Origin of the sequence: Staphylococcus sp. HL28 (genome assembly GCF_021117155.1) — a bacterium.
GTDB classification, from domain to species: Bacteria; Bacillota; Bacilli; order Staphylococcales; family Staphylococcaceae; genus Staphylococcus; species Staphylococcus warneri.
In genome coordinates this window covers 1962636-1983560 of the sequence record NZ_CP088218.1, presented here as the reverse complement: position 1 = coordinate 1983560, position 20925 = coordinate 1962636, and the positions used below count along the sequence as shown (strand labels likewise).

Here is a 20925-nt window from a genome sequence, read left to right as displayed (position 1 = left end):
CCTATCTCTTTAGAGAAAATCATAAAAAATTGGATAAATGTAATACAGTGTAAGAATAATATTAATAAAGAAAAGAACTTCACTTAACAAGTCCTTATTGGATATAGCTATACCAAAGCTAATCATCATAATCAAACCGCATACAATTAATCCAGGCACCAACCATAAGGTATCGTCTAGGTTTGTATTATAAGTAATAATTACATTAAAAATAATAAATAATATCGTTATAATAATATTGATTGCATGTATAATGTATAGTTTCATAGGTGCTTCACCTCTGGAAAATGCGTCTTTGATTTCAAAACCCTTATTCTTATCATATCATTAATTGAGCTTTGGTAAATATAGAAATGATATAACTATTAATTAAATGTGAATAAATAATGAGAAATTAATGATAAAAAATGATTTTTCAAACTGTAATTGGATCAATTAATTAAACAAATATTAAAAACTAATAAAAAATGTGCAAAATTCAATTTTGCACATTTACAATCTCGAGTTTTCTGATAAGATTAAATACAAATCAGCTATAGATAAGATAAGGGGTATGTGATATGACATTTTATGATTTTATTATAGGTTTTATAAATGATGATACACCATTTGGAAGTTTAGCCAACTATATTAATAAAGATCACAAATTCCCAAAAGATGAAAAAAATAAGCATGTTATTCGATCATATGTGTTGTCTAATTATAAGGACCCTCAACTTATTGAAAGCACCAATAGAGCGATTAGTTTATATCAACTAACTTAAGTAATACCAGTTTTGTTGGTTTAAAGCATGCCAAACGTCTTTGGTTTTAAAATTTATATCATTGTTTTTGATACTAAACGGCTTTATGATGTCGTTATCTAACCAGGTGTTAATGAGATCATTTGGTACGCCGTCTAATAACATATCACTTTTACTAACGATAAAACATTCCCAATCAAGTGATACATTTTGCGGGTTCACATAACTGTAATCATGAGACTCCATTTTATTTAACACTCCTTTAACAAATGTAAATCTAGTGTTAAGTTATACCCTTTTTAAGGGTAGACAAACCCTATTAGGCAGTTAATTTATCAATAAATTGTTGATTTACTAACGACTTTAGTAGTGATTTAATGATATTAGATAAGTAACTCGTTATCATTTAATGTATAGCGAATTGTGAATAGTAGTTTAGTAGAGGTGTGAAAATTGACAAAGATTTTATATTTAATGAGACATGGTCAAACTGTTTTTAATTTAAAGGGTAAAATCCAAGGGGCAAGTGATTCTCCATTAACAGACCATGGTATTGAACAAGCTCAAGCCGCTGCACGTTATTTTAAGAATAATAATATCGAATTTGATACCTTGTTTTCATCTTCTCAAGAAAGAGCGTGTGATACACTTGAGAATGCTGTACCTAACCATCAACATAATTATGTTCGATTAAAAGGCTTAAAAGAATGGCATTTTGGTGTTTTTGAGGGTGAAAGTATTGAATTGCTTAAGAAAATCAAACAGCCTAAAACGCTTTATGGAGATTATGTAGTTCCTTTCGGTGGAGAGTCACGTGTACAAGTAGAACAACGTATGACAGATACATTAACTGAAATTATGGAACATCATTGTGGCAAAACAACGTTAGCTGTAAGTCATGGTAGTACTATAGGTCTTTTTATTAGAAGGTGCTTGGGTTATGAAGAGGGTAGTTCATTTGATATAGGAAATTGTCATATTTTAAAATTTGAATATCAAGATGGTCAATTTAATTTTATTGAATTGATCGATCCTACATTATAAAAATAAGCTCGACGTTGCAAATAAGGCAATGTTGAGCTTTTAATATATTTTATCATCTTAATTTGTTTATATTTTTGTATGAATAATTAGAATATGGCTCACATATATCCTTAATTTACTCAAATGCACATATTAGCTTTTTCTTAAATCATAAGATAGCCAATGTTCATCAAAATATTCGTCACCAATTTTACTAGCATTTTTCTCAAAACCAAGATTTTCAAATCCTAGAGAACTAAAAAATACTTTAGCGCTAATATTACTAGATGTCACGGAAGTAAGTATTGTTTCTAAGTTCTTTTGTTCAGCAAAATGAAGTATATAATTGATTAATTCTCTGTTAATCACTTCATCATTGTCTTTTACAAAGTTATTTAGGATAACTGCTTTGTGTTGTTTACCTACATATTTACTTTGTCTCAATGTTGCAGTTGCAACTAGAGTATCATCTTCAAAAGCACCGAAAACATTGATATGAGCTGTTTCTGAAGATAAAATTTTTGTCAAAGCTTCGTCGGATACATGATCCAAATAATAGCGATCCCATGAATATGTGTGATGCTCCCCTGATAAAAGTGTTTTGTATGAAGCTAAATCATCTAGGTTTAATGTACGTATATTGTTCATAGTGACCTCCTGATTCAAATAGTTGATTAATTTGAAGTGGCTAGTTAATTACATAATAAAATATTTAATTAAAACTTTCAATAATAATTTAAAAACAGACAAAAACACTTTTGAAAATTTAGATAAAATAATTATTTAATCACATAATTATGTATATTATATATTCAGTATACCAGAGTTATCATCAAGATGGGGAAATTTACTTATGAATATTATATGAAAAAAGACACGTTCATATATGAACGTGTCTTTTGATTCAATCTTTTAAATTATTATTTAGTCTTCAACTTTAACATTTAAATTGACATCGATATTACCGCGTGTCGCTTTAGAATATGGGCAGAAGTCATGTGCATCTTGAAGATATTTTTCAGCATCTTCTTGAGATAATACATTTTTTACTTTCGCGTCAATATCTACGCTTAATTTTGGACTTTCAGCATCTGGATCATCTTCTAATCTTACTGTAAGTGTTACTTCTGGCTCTGCGTCACGTACTTTGTTTTGTTTTAAAATTAAATCAAAAGCGCCATTAAAGCATGATGCGTAACCTGCTGCAAATAATTGCTCAGGGTTTGTTGCTTTACCATCTGCTTGTTGTGGTGGTAATACATCTACATTTATCGCATTATCATCAGTTTGAACGTGTCCTTTACGTCCACCAACGTTTGTTGCTTTAGTTTCATATTGAACTGCCATATATGATTACCTCCTATATTTTGTATATATTTTTCTATACCCGTAATTATTCATCTCAATCATGTATAAATATTTTTCTAAGATATGCTATAGCAAAGCACTTTATGGCGGTTTGATGTGATTTAGTTTAGAATAATAATCAATTAATGATGTATTGAATGAAATGAGGGATTGATATGCGAAAGGTAGATATAGCCGTAACAATTGCGCCTGAAGAAGCAACGATAAATGACTTATTTAAAGACTTAGAGTTCTATCAAGACAGTATTGATATTATAGAATTACGAATAGATCAATGGACAGATATTACAGGAGTCAAACAAGTTGTCCATGAGTTAAATGAATTGCCTTTTGAATTTAAAGTATTAATCACATATAGATCTAACTCCCAAGGAGGTAAGGGGCATGTGAATGAAGTTAAATATCAAAGTGTGATTCAAAACCTCATAGATGAATCAGATTATGACATATTAGACATTGAATGGGATGACCAAAAAGACAAAAATACTTATTTATCACTCATAAACAAGGCACACCAAAAAGGCCTTCAAGTGGTACTATCACATCATAATTTTAATGAAACACCATCATTAGAAGAATTGAAATTCACTTATTATAAAATGCACCAATTCGAAGCAGATTATTTAAAAGTGGCAGTCATGCCAAATGATGAAAAAGATGTATTACATCTATTGGAAGCAGTCAAAGACTCAGCTGATGCTTTAAATCAGCGTATTGTTGGTATAGCAATGTCGGATATTGGCTTAGTTAGTCGCACGGCACAGGGCGTATTTGGTGGTACTGTATCTTATGGTTGCTTAAATGAACCGCAAGCGCCAGGACAAATTCATGTAGAAGAATTAAAAAAACAAATAGATTTTTATAATAAGTAAGTCGGCGATTTGAACATTACCTTAATATATTTTATAATTGAAAAAGATTATCAATGAACGAAGAAGGAGCGATATGATTGGAACTACAAGATGCAATATCAAATAGAAGAAGCGTCAAGAAGTTTAAACACGATATGACTATCGATGACAATGCTTTATATGAGGCTATAGAAAAAGCTACCGATGCTCCTAACCATGGCATGAGAGAGCCGTGGAGAGTTGTACATGTTGCTAAAGATAGATTAGGAAATATGAGCGAAGATATCACACGCTTTGCTTTCCCTGATAGTCCGGAAAAGCGAGCTGATCATTATGATAAAGTGACCAAATTAGGCGGCATGTTGCTGTTGATTATGAAAGCTGATCCAAGACAACGTCAAAATAGAGAAAATTACTTTGCATTCGGTGCATTTGCCCAAAATTTAATGTTGCTACTTTATGAAGCAGGTATCGGTACTTGTTGGAAATCACCTGCATATATTTTTGAACCTAAAATACGTAAAGCATTAAATATTGAAGATGATGAAATTTTAGCAGGATTCTTATATCTTACTGATTTAGAAGAGCCAATGACAAAAGCTAAACGTAAGAATAGAGACTTAATATCAGAGTATTAAAAGTGATTATATAAAGGATATAATAAAATAAGGTCGAGACGTTAACTAAGTCATGAACCAATAAGTTGGTAATATGATACTTAATCAATGTCTCGACCATTTTTGTATATTATTTATTGAATGTTTCGTCTAAGAATGATTCTACTTGTTCAGGAGATTTAGCATTTGCTGAGTGTAAATGAGCTAACTTTTCACCATTTTTAAATACTAAAATACTAGGAATACCCATAACATCATTATCAGCAGTTACATCTTCTAACTCATCGCGATTTACAGTATACCATTCATAATCTTTATATTTTTCAACGATAGGGTCTATCCACATATCCATTGCTTTACAATCTGGACACCAACCTGCTTCGAATTTGACGATGACAGGTTGATTGTTTTGGACAGTGTCGTTAAATTGTTCAGTTGTTTTAATACTTTCCATTTATAAAAGCTCCTTTGAAAAAATTTAGTAAATTTATTATAACGGATGAAAATACTTAAATAAAAAAATAAGCTTAAAAAGTAGAGCGTTTTCTAAAATAACATGATATATTGGATTTAAGAGATAAAGGAGGCAAAGCGATGATTAAATTTTACCAATATGCAAATTGTACAACTTGCAAAAAAGCAGCAAAATTTTTAGATGAGTACGGTGTGAGTTATGAACCTATTGATATTGTGCAACATACACCTACGAAAAATGAATTTAAAGAAATTGTTGATAAAACTGGTGTAGACACTAAAAAATTATTTAATACACACGGTGCCAAATATCGTGAATTAGATTTAAAAAATAAATTAGATGACTTATCAGACGAAGAACGTTTTGAATTACTTGCTTCAGATGGCATGTTAGTGAAAAGACCTTTAGCTATATTAGGTGATAAGATCACATTAGGTTTTAAAGAAGAAGAATATAAAAATACCTGGTTATAGAGCGTTTCAAATGATAAAAAGTGAACTTTCATTTTAATAATGTCATAATAATAGCAATTTACATTTTTAAATCCGAATATTTTACGGTTTAAAATTTTTAGATAATAGTTGATTGATGATTGTGGGTATGGCATCATTAAAATGTACTTAAAATTAGGAGGGGATTTATCGTGGCAGTACCAAACGAATTTAAATACTCTAAAGAACATGAATGGGTTAAAGTTGAAGGAAATGTAGCGACAATTGGTATTACTGAATATGCTCAAAATGAGTTAGGTGATATCGTATTCGTTGAATTACCTGAAACAGATGATGAATTAAACGAAGGCGACACTTTCGGTAGTGTTGAATCTGTAAAAACTGTATCTGAATTATATGCACCAATTACTGGTAAAGTAGTTGAAGTTAATGAAGAATTAGAAGATAGTCCTGAATTTGTAAACGAATCACCATACGAAAAAGCATGGATGGTTAAAGTAGAAATTAGTGACGAAAGCCAAATTGACGAATTATTATCAGCAGATCAATATTCAGAAATGATTGGCGAATAATATTAGTAAACTCCTCGATCTCGTATCAAGGAGTTTTTTTATAGGCTGGGACATAAATATATTTCAAGTTACATTCATATTCAAGCAGTAGTTGACTTACACATGAGTATTGACTCATGTGTTCAAATTAAGCTTTAGAGGTATGCATGAACTAAAGTTCATGCATAAAACCGTCTAAGTAATCAATTACAAAGACGGTCTAATGTACCAAACTTATTCATTTCTAGTCAACCTTCCCGGAGGGACGGGCCCCAAACATAGAGAATTTCGAAAAGAAAATCTACAGACAATGTAAGTTGGGGATGGACAACGATAAAGAAATACTTTTTCTTTAGAAATTAGTATTTCTTATGCATGAGTTTCACTCATGTATTCCTATTTTAAAAGTACACATTAGCTGTGGCTAATGTGTAAGAACCACTACATAATAAATGATTAGTGGCTCTTTATTATTTCTGTCCCACTCCCTTATGCCATTGCGGAAGCAAAGGCGAACCGAAGGAAGAAATTGATATGCATGAGTACATATAATCTGATGAACTTAGGTTAAAAATGACATTTGTAAAAAAGACATTAACAGTGTGAAGAAATGGTTAATTCATTTTAAGTTTTTGCAGTATATGTTTTATAAATAGTATCTTCGTGGAATTAAATAGTGATAGCTAATTTTCGATTTTTAAAGGGTGAATACTTATGACTATTGTGAATAAAGTAATCATTGTTGAAGGTAAATCTGATAAAAAACGAGTGCAGCAGGTTCTTGCAGAACCAGTAAGTATTATTTGTACGCATGGTACTATGAGTATAGATAAGATAGATGATATGATAGAATCACTTTATGGTAAACAAGTTTTCGTCTTAGCTGATTCAGACGACGAAGGGGATCGAATTAGAAAATGGTTCAAACGGTATTTAAGTGAGTCTGAACATATTTTTGTAGATAAAACATTTTGCGAAGTGGCCAATTGCCCTAAAAATTATTTAGCGCATGTACTTACCAAACATGGATTTAATTGCAAGAAAGAGAAATCCCTTATACCTAATTTAAAAACTGAAAGGTTAGTTTTAGTGAATGAGTAAATCAATAGAAATAGACGATGTGACTGAAAACTTTGGTGAAGATAAACACCTCATTTTCGGATATACGCCTACATGTGGGACATGTAAAGTGTCTGAAAGAATGTTGGATATTGCAAATGAGATTTTAAAACTTCCTGTTAAGAAAATCGATATGAACTTTCATCCAAAGTTTAGTGAAACACATCAAATTATGTCAGTACCAGTATTAATGTTAATGAATAAGGATAAAGAAGTGAAAAGATTGTATGCGTTTAGGTCTGTTCCTTATTTGTTAGAAAATTTAAAATAATTATTGACGAATCTCTACCGTGATGGTAGGATTAAATAAAATTAAATCATGCAAACACTCTTATCGAGAGAGGTGGAGGGATGTGCCCTATGAAGCCCGGCAACCGTCTTATATAGAAATGGTGCCAATTCACATAAAGGTAAACTTTAGAAGATGAGAGAAAGATATTTTAAAATGCTTTCTCAAACGGTCTAAAGTTTTGAGGAAGCATTTTTTAATTTGAATTAGTTATAAACAAGGAGGCATTAACGTGATTGAGTTAAAACAAATCGTGAAACGATATCATACGAAAAATAAAGACGTACTCGCTGTAGATCACGTTGATTTAAACATTCAATCCGGTTCCATTTTTGGGGTGATTGGTTTTTCTGGAGCAGGTAAGAGTACTTTAATTAGAATGTTTAATAATTTAGAAGCACCCACTTCTGGAGAAGTTATTATTGATGGAGATAGCATAAGTCAATTATCGAAGTCAGATTTACGTAAGAAGCGCCAAAAAGTAAGTATGATTTTTCAACATTTTAATTTACTATGGTCGAGAACTGTACTTAAAAATATTACATTCCCACTAGAAATTGCAGGACTATCTAGAGGAGAAGCAAAACGTAAGGCAAATGAATTAATAGAACTTGTAGGACTGAAAGGACGAGAAAACGCTTATCCATCTGAGTTGTCTGGTGGACAGAAACAAAGAGTTGGTATTGCCAGAGCATTAGCCAATGATCCGACAGTATTGCTTTGTGATGAAGCTACAAGTGCACTTGATCCTCAAACTACAGATGAAATTTTAGACTTATTATTAAAAATACGTGAGCAACAAAATTTAACAATCGTGTTAATCACGCATGAAATGCAAGTGATTCGCCGAATATGTGATGAAGTTGCAGTTATGGAAAACGGACGTGTGATAGAACAAGGTCAAGTAAGTCAAGTATTTGAAAATCCACAACACGAAGTAACAAGACGATTTGTAAAAGATGATTTAAATGAAGATTTTGAAGAATCATTAGATGCGTTAGAACCATTAGATAACAATTCTTACATAGTTCGATTGAATTTTAACGGTGAAAATACAACTCAACCGATTGTTTCGTACATTACGAAAACGCATCAGATTGATGTCAATATTTTAGAAGCTGATATTAAAAATACAAGAAATGGTACGTTAGGATTTTTAGTTATCCATATACCTTTTATAAGTTCTGAAAATTTCGAAGATTTTAAATCTAATCTTAATGAGAAACATGTGAATGTGGAGGTGTTAAGACATGGGTAAGTCAGTTGGGGAAATACTCCAAGAAATGATTACAATGCCGAACGTCCAATGGCCAGAAGTTTGGCAAGCCATTGTTGAAACACTTTATATGACTGTCGTATCAACAATATTTGCTTTTATATTTGGATTGATTTTAGGTATTTTATTATTTTTATCAGCTAAGAGTCATTCGAAAGTGGCAAGAATTTTTTATTCAATCGTTTCATTTATCGTGAACCTATTTAGAGCGATACCGTTCATCATTTTGATCCTGTTATTAATACCTTTTACAAGTGTTGTATTAGGCACAATAAGTGGTCCGACAGGTGCACTACCTGCATTAATCATAGGTGCAGCGCCATTCTATGCTAGATTAGTAGAAATTGCTTTCAAAGAAATAGATAAAGGGGTAATTGAAGCAGCGTGGTCTATGGGTGCTAATACTTGGACTGTAGTAAGAAAAGTATTACTACCTGAAGCGATGCCGGCGTTAGTATCAGGTTTGACCGTAACAGCAATTGCATTAGTGGGATCTACAGCAATTGCCGGAGTTATCGGTGCAGGTGGTTTAGGTAACTTAGCTTACTTAACAGGTTTCACTCGAAATCAAAATGACGTTATTTTAGTTTCAACAGTTTTCATCTTAATCATTGTATTCATCATCCAATTTATTGGTGACTGGGTTACAAACAAAATTGATAAACGCTAAAGAAAAGGGGACAAATCAATGAAGAAAATTTTAGGTATTTTATTATTATTATCTTTAACTGTAGCATTAGCAGCATGTGGAGGTAAGGATGACGACAAGACGATTAAAGTCGGAGCTTCACCTGCACCACACGCAGAAATTCTAGAAAAAGCAAAACCATTATTAGAGAAAAAAGGCTATAAATTAGATATTCAAACAATCAACGACTATACAACACCTAACAAATTATTAGATAAAGGTGAATTAGATGCTAACTTCTTCCAACATACACCTTATTTAAAAACTGAAAGTAATGAAAAAGGATACAAAATTGAATCAGCTGGTGACGTAGAATTAGAACCAATGGCTGTCTACTCTAAAAAGTATAAAAGTCTAAAAGATTTACCTAAAGGTGCAACAGTATATGTTTCTAACAACCCTGCAGAACAAGGTCGTTTCCTTAAATTCTTCGTGGATGAAGGATTAATTAAAATTAAAAAAGGCGTTAAAATTGAAGATGCAAAATTCAGTGACATCACTGAAAACAAAAAAGATATCAAATTTAACAATAAACAATCAGCAGAATTCTTACCAAAAATCTATCAAAAACAAGATGCAGATGCAGTTATCATTAACTCTAACTATGCTATTGATCAAAAATTAAATCCTAAAAAAGACTCAATCGCTTATGAAAAAGCTAAAGATAATCCATATGCAAACTTAATCGCAGTTAAAGATGGACATAAGGACGATAAGAAAATTAAAGCATTAATGAAAGTTTTACGTTCAAAAGAAATTAAAGACTACATCAATAAAAAATATGATGGTGCTGTAGTGCCAGCAGAATAATGATAGAAATAGTAAAATCCTCAAGACAAAAGTGCTTGAGGATTTTTTTATATTTATATCATTTGTTTAAATCTTTTAATATCTAATAGTTCATTTGATTAGGTTGAAAAGTAACAAAATTAATGAAGCGATAAGTAGAAGTGTAGTAGGTAACATGGCATTATTATTAGGTTTAGTGAATTGATTTTTAATCATTAAAATTAAAGATATAAGTATTAAGAAAGTTGCTATTAAATAGACAATTATTGTAAACATTGAACCTTCCCTTTTTTATAAGCGTAACATATTTGAAAGGCATTATTTTCATATTAGACACTCAATTAATATAAATTATTTGATAATAAATGTTTATATAGCACGAATAGGGGTATAAATTAACCATAATAACTTACTAAATAAATACTAGGAGGAATTCAACATGGCTGAAGATAAATTTGAACAAGCAAAAGGTAATGTAAAAGAAACTGTAGGTAATGTAACTGATAACGAAAACCTTGAAAAAGAAGGTAAAGAAGATAAAGCTTCTGGTAAAGTAAAAGAAGCAGTAAATAACGTTATCGACAAAGTTAAAGGTAATAAAGAATAATTATTAAATAATCAAAAGGCTCTCATCCACTATAGTGTTTGAGAGCCTTTATTTTATATTTATGCTTCATTTTTAGCAGTTATTTGTCCTAAGACATAGCTAACGATAAAGCCAATGATTAAAGTGACAATTGAAATAAACCATGTCAAAGCGGATTGAGGCAAGCCTGGATAAACAGCAAATATGGATCCAATAACCAAGCCAATAATTAATGCGAATGTCATAGTTGTATGATGATGTAATAAGTATTGGATTAATTTACTTGAAACTAAGAATCCGGTTAGGATACCTAAACCAACTATTAACAGAATAGGTAAAGCATTGAAATTCAATTTTACTAATTCAGATATAGCATACATTACGGTACCATAAGCACCAAATATAAGTAACATAAATGAACCTGAAATACCTGGTAAGAGCATTGCACTAGAAGCACATATACCTGCAATATAATATTTAATAATAAGACTAGTAGATAAAGATAATGTTTCTCCTGTGTGTTTGTCTCCACCGTTAAGTAGGGTCATGATCACCAATATTGCGATGCCAACTAAAACTACAATGTAATGCTTTGCTTTGAAAGTTGATTTAAAATGTGACACTTTAAGAAGGTAAGGAATAATACCAATGATTAATCCAGTGAAAAAGAACATCGTTGGAATTTCATGTGTACTAAGTAGATAGTTAAATAGATTACTTAATATACCGATTGCTAAAAGCATACCTATTATAATAGGTAATAAAAATTTCAAACTAGTCCAAAATCTTCTTGAAAACAAGCCGCTAATCGAACTAATAAAACCATCATAAATACCAAGTAAAAGAGCTATAGTACCACCACTCACACCAGGTACTAAATCACTTGTACCCATACCAAACCCTTTTAATACATTAATCCATTTAAAGTTTTTCATTAATGTCTCCTTTCTTAACCTTAAAAGGTTAAAGTGTATAATAACATAATTCATTGGCTTGGGTTAAATAAAACAACTATTTGTCTAAAAAGTGTCTATTGAGAAAGATGCATATTTCGTTATCATTTGAAATAACTAAAAACAATAGATGAAAATCGTTTTTTGAAAAGAATTACTCTAATTTACGATTTTAAAAAGTTTATATTATCCAGTAAGTGCGTTATAATGAACAGGATTGAAAATTCCAAAGGCTTTTTGACTACAGATTAAAATTATTATAAACTAGTTAAGAAAACTTTATATTTTATGGAGGGAATATAAATGTCATCAACATTAGAAATTAAAGACCTACACGTGTCTATTGACGATAAAGAAATTTTAAAAGGTGTTAATTTAACAATTAATACTGGGGAAATTCATGCCATTATGGGACCGAATGGTACTGGTAAATCAACATTATCATCTGCAATTATGGGTCATCCAAGCTATGAAGTAACACAAGGTGAAGTATTACTTGATGGTGTTAACATTTTAGAATTAGAAGTTGATGAAAGAGCTAAAGCAGGATTATTCTTAGCAATGCAATATCCTTCTGAGATAACAGGTGTTACTAACGCTGATTTCATGCGTTCAGCAATCAATGCGAAACGTGAGGAAGGACAAGAAATCAACTTAATGCAATTTATTAAAAAGTTAGATAAAGAAATGGATTTCTTAGATATTGACCAAGATATGGCACAACGTTATCTAAATGAAGGTTTCTCAGGCGGAGAGAAAAAACGTAATGAAATCCTACAATTAATGATGTTAGAACCTAAGTTTGCAATTTTAGATGAAATTGACTCAGGTTTAGATATCGATGCGTTAAAAGTAGTATCTAAAGGTATTAATCAAATGCGTGGAGAAGATTTCGGTGCATTGATGATTACTCACTATCAACGTTTATTAAACTATATTACACCTGATAAAGTACATGTTATGTATGGTGGTAAAGTAGTTAAATCTGGTGGACCAGAATTAGCGAAACGCCTTGAAGAAGAAGGTTACGAATGGGTTAAAGAAGAATTTGGTGCAGCTGAATAATCGATAATGATTCATCGATTTTAAGCTCATTGAGATGTTCGTATAAATGATGAAACTGAACATTGACTTATTAATACTATTTCATCAAGTGGGAGGATAAGAGTTATGACAACTGAAACTTTGAACATTTCTGAAGAACAACTTGTTGATTATTCAAAAGCGCACAATGAACCTTCTTGGATGACAGAATTACGTAAAAAAGCGTTGAAATTAACAGAAACTTTAGAAATGCCAAAACCTGATAAAACAAAATTAAGAAAATGGGACTTTGATAGTTTTAAACAACATCACACTGAAGGTAGTGTATATCAAAGTTTAGAAGAACTACCTGAATCAGTTAAAAAGATTATCGATGTTGAAAATACTGAAAACTTAGTCATTCAACATAATAATGATTTAGCGTACACACAAGTTTCTGAACAAGCTAAAAATGATGGTGTCATTATTGAAGGTTTATCAGAAGCACTTGTTAATCACAGTGATTTAGTTCAAAAATATTATATGACAGATGCTGTAAATGTTGATGAACACCGTTTAACTGCTTTACACACTGCTTTAATGAATGGTGGCGTATTCGTATATGTACCTAAAAATGTAGTAGTTGAGCATCCGGTACAATATGTTGTATTACACGATGATGAAAATACTAGTTTTTATAATCATGTCATCATAGTTACTGAGCAAAGTGCAGAAGTAACTTATGTCGAAAACTATTTATCTAATGCAAGCGGTGACGGAAATCAAATTAATATTGTTTCTGAAGTTATCGCAGGTGCAAATTCTAATATCACGTATGGTTCAGTAGACTATTTAGATAAAGGATTCACTGGACATATTATTAGAAGAGGTACTACTGAAGCGGATGCATCAATTAATTGGGCATTAGGATTAATGAATGAAGGAAGTCAAATTATTGATAATACAACTAACTTAATGGGTGATCGCTCAACAAGTGAACTTAAATCTGTTGTAGTTGGTACTGGCGACCAAAAAATTAATTTAACTTCTAAAATTGTTCAATATGGTAAAGAGACAGATGGTTATATCTTAAAACATGGTGTAATGAAAGAAAATGCATCTTCTGTATTTAACGGTATTGGGTACATTAAACATGGTGGTACTAAATCAATCGCTAACCAAGAATCTCGTGTACTAATGCTTTCTGAAAATGCACGAGGAGATGCTAACCCTATCTTATTAATCGATGAAGATGATGTAGAAGCGGGACATGCAGCATCTGTAGGTCGTGTAGATCCAGAACAACTATACTACTTAATGAGCCGTGGTATTTCTAGAAGAGAAGCTGAACGCTTAGTTATACATGGATTCTTAGACCCAGTTGTTAGAGAATTGCCAATTGAAGATGTAAAACGTCAATTAAGAGAAGTTATTGAGCTTAAAGTATCTAAATAAACATACGAATAAGAGATTTTTAATTAAAGAAAGGTCGTGAATAAAGTGGCCGAACAATCATTTGACGTTAATGAAGTTATTAAAGATTTTCCGATTTTAGAGCAACAAGTTAATGGCAAACGTTTAGCTTATCTTGATTCAACTGCGACAAGCCAAACACCAGTTCAAGTATTAAATGTATTAGATGATTATTATAAACGCTATAACTCTAATGTACACAGAGGAGTTCACACATTAGGTTCTTTAGCTACAGATGGATATGAGAGTGCTCGTGAAACAGTAAGACGTTTCATCAATGCAAAATATTTTGAAGAAATCATCTTTACAAGAGGAACAACAGCGTCCATTAACATTGTTGCACATAGCTATGGTGATGCTAATGTTGAAGAAGGCGATGAAATTGTAGTTACTGAAATGGAGCATCACGCTAATATTGTGCCATGGCAACAACTTGCCAAACGTAAAAAAGCATCATTAAAATTCATTCCAATGACAGACCAAGGCGAACTAAATATTGATGACATTAAAGCGACAATTAATGATAATACTAAGATTGTTGCTATCGCACATGTTTCTAATGTATTAGGGACAATCAATGATGTGAAAACAATAGCAGAAATTGCGCATCAACATGGTGCTATTATTAGTGTTGATGGTGCACAAGCAGCACCACATATGGCATTAGATATGCAAGATATTGATGCAGACTTTTACAGTTTTAGTGGTCATAAAATGTTAGGACCTACAGGTATTGGTGTGTTATATGGTAAGCGTGAACTACTTAAAGACATGGAACCTGTTGAATTTGGTGGCGATATGATTGACTTTGTAAGTAAATATGATGCTACTTGGGCAGACTTACCAACTAAATTCGAAGCAGGCACACCTTTAATTGCACAAGCAATCGGTTTAGCTGAAGCAATCCGTTATATTGAAAAACTAGGATTTGATGCTATTCACCAACATGAAAAAGAATTAACAGAGTATGCATACGAGCAATTATCAGAAATTGAAGGTTTAGACATTTACGGCCCACCTAAAGATAGACGTGCAGGTGTTATTACATTTAATTTAGCTGATATTCACCCGCATGATGTTGCAACTGCTGTTGATACGGAAGGTGTTGCGGTCAGAGCAGGACATCATTGTGCACAACCATTAATGAAATGGTTAGGCGTATCTTCAACTGCTAGAGCAAGCTTTTATGTATACAATAATAAGCAAGACATCGACCAATTTGTATATGCATTGAAACAAACGAAGGAGTTTTTCTCTTATGAATTTTAATAATTTAGATCAACTTTATCGATCTGTAATTATGGATCATTATAAAAATCCTAGAAACAAGGGCGTACTAGACAATGGCTCGATGACAGTTGATATGAATAACCCAACATGTGGTGACCGTATTCGACTTACCTTTGATATAGAAGATGGCGTTATTAATGACGCTAAATTTGAAGGTGAAGGTTGTTCAATCTCTATGTCCAGTGCTTCAATGATGACCGAAGCAGTAAAAGGTCACACATTAGCTGAAGCAATGCAAATGAGTCAAGAATTCACAAAAATGATGTTAGGTGAAGACTACGAAATCACTGAAGAAATGGGAGACATTGAAGCATTACAAGGTGTTTCTCAATTCCCTGCACGTATTAAATGTGCCACTTTAGCTTGGAAAGCGCTCGAAAAAGGAACAGTTGAAAAAGAAGGTAAATCAGAAGGAACTACAGAAGAATAAGACTGGAGATGTTTCTAACTGACATAACGGGTAAACATGAAATAGACAATGAATGTTATCATTCATGTTGGCTTTTTACTTTCCTTAATCGTTGTTATAATATAACAACAATTTAATACTTGTAATTAAAAATCTCACGCATGACGTTTAAATATATATAAGGAGTGATTGAAATGGCTAAAAAAGCACCTGATGTTGGGGATTACAAATATGGTTTCCACGACGAAGATGTTTCCATTTTCAGATCAGAACGAGGTCTAACTGAAAATATAGTTAGAGAAATTTCAAAAATGAAAGATGAACCTGAATGGATGCTAGATTTCCGTTTGAAAGCTTTAAAACTATTCTATAAAATGCCAATGCCTCAATGGGGTGGCGACTTATCAGAATTAGACTTTGATGACATTACTTACTATGTAAAACCATCAGAACATACTGAACGTTCATGGGATGAAGTACCTGAAGAAATCAAACGTACATTTGATAAATTAGGTATTCCTGAAGCTGAACAAAAATATTTAGCAGGTGTATCTGCTCAATATGAATCAGAAGTTGTTTATCACAATATGGAAAAAGAATTAGAAGAAAAAGGTATCATCTTCAAAGATACAGATAGTGCATTACGTGAAAATGAAGATTTATTCCGTGAATATTTCGCAACTGTTATTCCAGCAGCTGACAACAAATTTGCGGCATTAAACTCAGCTGTTTGGTCAGGTGGATCATTCATTTACGTACCTAAAAACGTTAAATTAGATACGCCATTACAAGCTTATTTCCGTATTAACTCTGAAAACATGGGACAATTTGAACGTACATTAATCATTGCTGATGAAGGCGCTTCTGTAAACTATGTAGAAGGTTGTACTGCACCAGTGTACACAACAAGCTCTCTACACTCAGCAGTAGTTGAAATTATTGTTCATAAAGATGCACACGTGCGTTATACTACAATTCAAAACTGGGCAAATAATGTTTATAACTTAGTTACTAAACGTACATTTGTTCATGAGAACGGTAATATGGAATGGGTTGACGGTAACTTAGGTTCTAAATTAACGATGAAATATCCTAACTGTGTATTACTAGGTGAAGGTGCGAAAGGTAGCACATTATCAATTGCATTTGCAGGTAAAGGACAAGTTCAAGATGCAGGTGCTAAAATGATTCATAAAGCACCGAATACGTCTTCGACTATTGTTTCTAAATCAATTTCTAAAAATGGTGGTAAAGTTATCTATCGTGGTATTGTTCATTTTGGACGTAAAGCAAAAGGTGCACGTTCAAATATCGAATGTGACACATTAATTTTAGATAATGAATCAACTTCAGATACTATTCCTTATAATGAAGTATTTAATGATAATATTTCATTGGAACACGAAGCTAAAGTTTCTAAAGTATCAGAAGAACAATTATTCTATTTAATGAGTCGTGGTATTTCTGAAGAAGAAGCGACTGAAATGATTGTTATGGGCTTCATTGAACCATTTACAAAAGAATTACCGATGGAATATGCAGTAGAAATGAATAGATTAATCAAATTTGAAATGGAAGGATCTATTGGTTAAACGTAACTTATAGATGAACATTGTTTAATATAACTTGAGATATCAATCTCAGTCATTGCTAGCCAATGGATTATTAAATCCATTGGCTAGTTTTTATTTAGTTATTTTTAATTAAAAATGATTTATAAGATAACGCTATGGACTGAATAGTTTATAAAAGCATATTCAAGGGAATGTTTTATATATTATTAAAGAAAATTTATATGAATAAGGAGTATGCTTCATGATTATAGCTATCATATTCTTATTATTGGTATCATTCTTTTTTTCACTAAGTGAAACCGCATTAACGGCAGCAAATAAAAGTAAATTTCAGACTGAAGCGAAAAATGGTGATCAAAGATCACAAAAACTTTCCAAATTATTAGATAAACCAAGTGAATTTATAACTACTATATTAATCATAAAAAATATAAGTAATATCATATTACCAGTGCTTATTACCATTTTTGCTATAAAAATGCAATTTAATGTATTAGCTGCTATAGTCATCATGATTATAATCATTGTATTAGTATCTGAAGTGTTGCCCAAAGCAATTGCCGCAGCGAATCCTGATAAAACTTCACGTATTGTGTATCCAATCATCCGTGTGTTTGTTATCATTCTTAAGCCAATTACAAAAATGTTGAATACTATAACAAGTAAAATTAGTAAATCATTTTCAAAAGACAAAGTTAATGATAACCAGTACTCGAAAGAAGAAATACGTACAATGTTGATTGTTGCAGGACGTGAGGGGGCATTTAATGAGACAGAACAAAATCGATTAAAAGGCGTATTAGATTTCGAAAATCTTAAAATAAAAGATGTAGATACAACGCCGCGTGTCAATGTTGTTGCATTTCCAAAAGATATTTCATTTGATGAAGCATATGATACAGTTATGAATGAACCATATACACGTTATCCAATATATGATGAGGATATAGATCATGTCATAGGTGTATTCCATTCTAAATATTTATTAGCATGGAGTAAGAAAAAATACGAATCAATAATTGATTTCTCATCAGCACCTTTATTTGTAAATGAACATAATAGAGCTGAATGGGTACTTAGGAAAATGACGGTATCGAGAAAACACTTAGCAATTGTACTAGACGAATTTGGGGGTACAGACGCAATCGTGTCACATGAAGATTTAATTGAAGAGTTACTAGGAATGGAAATTGAAGATGAATTAGATAAAGAAGAAGAGGAAAAATTAGAAAGGCAAACCTATCTCAATCAAACAAAGCGTAACAATTAGAAAAGGTGAGTAATATGTGGAATGATAATAAGTTAACACGTTTATTAGGTATTCAATACCCAATTATTCAAGCAGGTATGGCTGGCAGTACTACTGCATCTTTAGTTGCAACTGTCAGTGAAAAAGGTGGACTTGGTACTATAGGAGCAGGATATTTTAGTATTGATAAGTTAGAAAGTGAAATTAAAGCAGTAAAAGAAAAGACCACTCAACCATTTGGCGTCAATTTATTTGTACCTAATCAAGACGCCACTGCCAATCCACAACAGGTCGATCATATGAATGCATGGTTAAAACCATATAGAAGAGCGTTTCATTTAGAGGAACCAGTAATTAACATTGAGGAAACTCAAAAATTTAATGAAGCTATAAATATGATTATTAAGTATAATGTACCAATCTGTAGTTTTACATTCGGTATCCCTGATGCACTAACTATTAAAAAGTTAAAAGAACATCAAGTGATATTGATTGGTACTGCTACAACAGTAGAAGAAGCTATAGAAAATGAAAAAGCAGGAATAGATATCGTCGTAGCACAAGGTAGTGAAGCAGGAGGACATAGAGGATCATTCTTACAAATTGGTCATAGTACTGAACCAATGGTTGGCACAATGTCTTTAGTACCTCAAATTGTCGATCATGTATCTATACCCGTTGTTGCTGCAGGTGGTATTATGGATGAAAGAGGATTACTTGCTAGTCTCATGTTAGGGGCACAAGGTGTACAAATGGGAACTGCTTTCTTAACTTCTTTTGAAAGTGGTGCAAACGAGTTGCTTAAAGACGCTATATTAAAAAGTAAAGAGACTGATACGGTAGTCACTAATGTTTTTAGTGGTAAAAATGCGCGTGGTATTAATAATCAATTCGTTAAAGAAATGAGCGAATATCAAGGAGATATACCAGATTATCCAATACAAAATCAGTTAACGACTCAAATTAGAAAGGCTGCAGTACAACAAGGTGATAGTGAACTAACCCACATATGGAGTGGTCAATCACCAAGATTAGCAGAAAAACAAAAAGCTGCAGATTTAATAGAACGTATGGTCAGTCGTATCAATAATATGTCAAATTTATAAATCTTAAAGCAAACTCTCTCTTAAAATAATTAAGGGAGAGTTTTTTAATTATTAGAATCATAATCTGTTAGTTGCTAATGGAATACTAAGAATCTGTAAATTTAAAAATAGATAAAGTGAATCGTTGTTTTATTCTGTGGTATCATTAATTTGGTGATATAAATGATAAATATAGGTCTAACTGGTTGGGGAGATCATGATACATTATATGAAGATCTAGCTAGAAAATCAGATAAATTAAAAACATATTCAAGTCATTTTCCTATTGTAGAACTTGATGCATCATACTACGCGATTCAACCAGCACGTAATATCAAGAAATGGATTAATGAAACGCCAGAGAGGTTTCAATTTGTAGTAAAAATACATCAAGCTTTGACACTACATGCAGATTTTAGAGATTTTTCAGAAACACGCCAAGAACTCTTTGATGCATTTAAAGAAATGTTGGCACCATTACAAGAAAGTCAAAAACTAGCTATGGTTTTAGTACAATTTCCACCATGGTTTGATTGTTCTAGTCAAAATATCAAGTATATTTTATATGTTAAACAACAATTGCAAGACTATCCAATGTGTGTTGAATTCAGACACCAGTCTTGGTTTAACGATCAATTTAAAGAGGAAACGTTGTCCTTTTTAACTGAACATCAAATTATACATGCGGTTGTAGATGAACCACAAGTCAAAGATGCAAGTATTCCACTTGTTAATAGAATAACAAGTGACATTGCTTTTGTTAGATATCATGGAAGGAATATACATGGTTGGACAAAAAAAGATATGACCGATCAAGAATGGCGAGATGTGAGATATCTATACAATTATAATGAAGCAGAATTACTAGATTTAGCAGAAAAGGTTAAAATTTTAGAACAAAAAGCTAAAAAAGTATACGTTGTTTTTAATAATAATTCTGGTGGGCATGCAGCTCAAAATGCCAAAACATATCAAAATATCCTCGGTATTGATTATGAAGGACTAGCACCACAACAACTAAAATTATTCTAAGAGGCGAAAT

Annotated in this window: 26 protein-coding genes and 1 riboswitch; of the genes, 20 read left to right on the top strand and 6 right to left on the bottom strand. The window is 31.9% G+C overall.

The features are described from left to right. Window positions 1-9: 9 nt before the first annotated feature. Complete coding sequence (tsaA, locus tag LPC11_RS09630; protein ID WP_023374884.1) at window positions 10-267, bottom strand: type II toxin-antitoxin system antitoxin TsaA; 258 nt, start codon at window positions 265-267, stop codon at window positions 10-12. Window positions 268-560: 293 nt separating this feature from the next. Here tsaA and LPC11_RS09625 point away from each other — a divergent pair, with 293 nt between their 5' ends. Continuing rightward, entirely contained in the window at window positions 561-764 is a 204-nt protein-coding gene (locus LPC11_RS09625; RefSeq protein ID WP_015365249.1) for a sterile alpha motif-like domain-containing protein, read from the top strand. Here LPC11_RS09625 and LPC11_RS09620 read toward each other — a convergent pair. Continuing rightward, window positions 756-989 carry a hypothetical protein gene (locus LPC11_RS09620; protein WP_231307234.1) on the bottom strand — a complete coding sequence of 78 codons (234 nt, stop codon included), beginning with the start codon at window positions 987-989 and terminating at the stop codon, window positions 756-758. The genes LPC11_RS09625 and LPC11_RS09620 overlap by 9 nt on opposite strands. A gap of 207 nt (window positions 990-1196) precedes the next feature. Between LPC11_RS09620 and LPC11_RS09615 the strand changes: the two genes are divergently transcribed. Next, the gene (locus tag LPC11_RS09615; protein WP_041613887.1) at window positions 1197-1787 is read left to right on the top strand and encodes a histidine phosphatase family protein; all 591 of its coding nucleotides are present in this window, start codon (window positions 1197-1199) and stop codon (window positions 1785-1787) included. Between the two features lie 132 nt (window positions 1788-1919). Here LPC11_RS09615 and LPC11_RS09610 read toward each other — a convergent pair whose 3' ends face one another. Together LPC11_RS09610 and LPC11_RS09605 are read right to left on the bottom strand one after the other, a co-directional pair. After that, on the bottom strand, window positions 1920-2414 hold the full coding sequence (locus tag LPC11_RS09610; protein WP_023374887.1) for a GNAT family N-acetyltransferase: 495 nt from the start codon (window positions 2412-2414) through the stop codon (window positions 1920-1922). A 276-nt stretch (window positions 2415-2690) separates the two neighbouring features. After that, window positions 2691-3113 (bottom strand): organic hydroperoxide resistance protein, encoded by a 423-nt coding sequence (locus LPC11_RS09605; protein WP_002450862.1) that lies wholly within the window; start codon window positions 3111-3113, stop codon window positions 2691-2693. Between the two features lie 176 nt (window positions 3114-3289). On the opposite strand from LPC11_RS09605, the gene aroD reads away from it, so the two are divergent. Further along, on the top strand, window positions 3290-4006 hold the full coding sequence (gene aroD / locus LPC11_RS09600) for a type I 3-dehydroquinate dehydratase (RefSeq protein ID WP_231307233.1): 717 nt from the start codon (window positions 3290-3292) through the stop codon (window positions 4004-4006). 77 nt (window positions 4007-4083) lie between these two features. Beyond that, window positions 4084-4623 (top strand): nitroreductase family protein, encoded by a 540-nt coding sequence (locus LPC11_RS09595; RefSeq protein ID WP_002465937.1) that lies wholly within the window; start codon window positions 4084-4086, stop codon window positions 4621-4623. Between the two features lie 109 nt (window positions 4624-4732). On the opposite strand, the gene LPC11_RS09590 is transcribed toward LPC11_RS09595, so the two are convergent. Then, window positions 4733-5056 carry a thioredoxin family protein gene (locus LPC11_RS09590; RefSeq protein ID WP_023374890.1) on the bottom strand — a complete coding sequence of 108 codons (324 nt, stop codon included), beginning with the start codon at window positions 5054-5056 and terminating at the stop codon, window positions 4733-4735. Between the two features lie 140 nt (window positions 5057-5196). Between LPC11_RS09590 and LPC11_RS09585 the strand changes: the two genes are divergently transcribed. The 8 genes from LPC11_RS09585 to LPC11_RS09550 all read left to right on the top strand — a co-directional run bounded on the left by LPC11_RS09585 (window position 5197) and on the right by LPC11_RS09550 (window position 10848). Beyond that, on the top strand, window positions 5197-5550 hold the full coding sequence (locus LPC11_RS09585; RefSeq protein ID WP_002465944.1) for an arsenate reductase family protein: 354 nt from the start codon (window positions 5197-5199) through the stop codon (window positions 5548-5550). Between the two features lie 170 nt (window positions 5551-5720). After that, window positions 5721-6101 (top strand): glycine cleavage system protein GcvH, encoded by a 381-nt coding sequence (gcvH, locus tag LPC11_RS09580; RefSeq protein ID WP_002450857.1) that lies wholly within the window; start codon window positions 5721-5723, stop codon window positions 6099-6101. A gap of 693 nt (window positions 6102-6794) precedes the next feature. Beyond that, window positions 6795-7181: a toprim domain-containing protein gene (locus LPC11_RS09575; RefSeq protein ID WP_023374891.1), complete on the top strand. Its 387-nt coding sequence runs from the start codon at window positions 6795-6797 to the stop codon at window positions 7179-7181. Continuing rightward, window positions 7174-7470 (top strand): thioredoxin family protein, encoded by a 297-nt coding sequence (locus LPC11_RS09570; RefSeq protein WP_002467441.1) that lies wholly within the window; start codon window positions 7174-7176, stop codon window positions 7468-7470. The genes LPC11_RS09575 and LPC11_RS09570 overlap by 8 nt, the downstream gene beginning before the upstream one ends. A gap of 57 nt (window positions 7471-7527) precedes the next feature. Beyond that, a riboswitch (SAM riboswitch) is annotated at window positions 7528-7630 on the top strand. A gap of 90 nt (window positions 7631-7720) precedes the next feature. Then, complete coding sequence (locus tag LPC11_RS09565; protein WP_023374892.1) at window positions 7721-8746, top strand: methionine ABC transporter ATP-binding protein; 1026 nt, start codon at window positions 7721-7723, stop codon at window positions 8744-8746. Then, on the top strand, window positions 8739-9434 hold the full coding sequence (locus LPC11_RS09560; protein WP_023374893.1) for a methionine ABC transporter permease: 696 nt from the start codon (window positions 8739-8741) through the stop codon (window positions 9432-9434). The genes LPC11_RS09565 and LPC11_RS09560 overlap by 8 nt, the downstream gene beginning before the upstream one ends. An 18-nt stretch (window positions 9435-9452) precedes the next feature. Next, entirely contained in the window at window positions 9453-10262 is an 810-nt protein-coding gene (locus tag LPC11_RS09555; protein ID WP_023374894.1) for a MetQ/NlpA family ABC transporter substrate-binding protein, read from the top strand. A gap of 418 nt (window positions 10263-10680) precedes the next feature. After that, on the top strand, window positions 10681-10848 hold the full coding sequence (locus tag LPC11_RS09550) for a CsbD family protein (RefSeq protein WP_002450850.1): 168 nt from the start codon (window positions 10681-10683) through the stop codon (window positions 10846-10848). Between the two features lie 59 nt (window positions 10849-10907). Here LPC11_RS09550 and LPC11_RS09545 read toward each other — a convergent pair whose 3' ends face one another. Continuing rightward, window positions 10908-11762 carry a polyprenyl-phosphate transporter PopT gene (locus tag LPC11_RS09545; RefSeq protein ID WP_023374896.1) on the bottom strand — a complete coding sequence of 285 codons (855 nt, stop codon included), beginning with the start codon at window positions 11760-11762 and terminating at the stop codon, window positions 10908-10910. Between the two features lie 321 nt (window positions 11763-12083). On the opposite strand from LPC11_RS09545, the gene sufC reads away from it, so the two are divergent. The 8 genes from sufC to LPC11_RS09505 all read left to right on the top strand — a co-directional run bounded on the left by sufC (window position 12084) and on the right by LPC11_RS09505 (window position 20915). Continuing rightward, window positions 12084-12845, top strand: coding sequence for a Fe-S cluster assembly ATPase SufC (gene sufC / locus LPC11_RS09540; protein ID WP_002450848.1), 762 nt, complete (start codon window positions 12084-12086; stop codon window positions 12843-12845). 105 nt (window positions 12846-12950) lie between these two features. Next, window positions 12951-14258 carry a Fe-S cluster assembly protein SufD gene (sufD, locus tag LPC11_RS09535; RefSeq protein WP_023374898.1) on the top strand — a complete coding sequence of 436 codons (1308 nt, stop codon included), beginning with the start codon at window positions 12951-12953 and terminating at the stop codon, window positions 14256-14258. Between the two features lie 36 nt (window positions 14259-14294). Continuing rightward, entirely contained in the window at window positions 14295-15545 is a 1251-nt protein-coding gene (locus LPC11_RS09530) for a cysteine desulfurase (protein WP_171001917.1), read from the top strand. Next, window positions 15535-15996, top strand: a complete 462-nt coding sequence (sufU, locus tag LPC11_RS09525; RefSeq protein WP_002450845.1) for a Fe-S cluster assembly sulfur transfer protein SufU — start codon at window positions 15535-15537, stop codon at window positions 15994-15996. The genes LPC11_RS09530 and sufU overlap by 11 nt, the downstream gene beginning before the upstream one ends. A 173-nt stretch (window positions 15997-16169) precedes the next feature. After that, complete coding sequence (sufB, locus tag LPC11_RS09520) at window positions 16170-17567, top strand: Fe-S cluster assembly protein SufB (protein WP_002450844.1); 1398 nt, start codon at window positions 16170-16172, stop codon at window positions 17565-17567. Between the two features lie 223 nt (window positions 17568-17790). Continuing rightward, complete coding sequence (locus LPC11_RS09515) at window positions 17791-18819, top strand: hemolysin family protein (RefSeq protein WP_231307232.1); 1029 nt, start codon at window positions 17791-17793, stop codon at window positions 18817-18819. Window positions 18820-18833: 14 nt separating this feature from the next. After that, a complete protein-coding gene (locus LPC11_RS09510) occupies window positions 18834-19904 on the top strand; it encodes an NAD(P)H-dependent flavin oxidoreductase (protein ID WP_023374959.1) in 1071 nt (356 codons plus the stop codon). 162 nt (window positions 19905-20066) lie between these two features. Then, window positions 20067-20915: a DUF72 domain-containing protein gene (locus LPC11_RS09505; RefSeq protein WP_023374960.1), complete on the top strand. Its 849-nt coding sequence runs from the start codon at window positions 20067-20069 to the stop codon at window positions 20913-20915. Window positions 20916-20925: the final 10 nt, after the last annotated feature.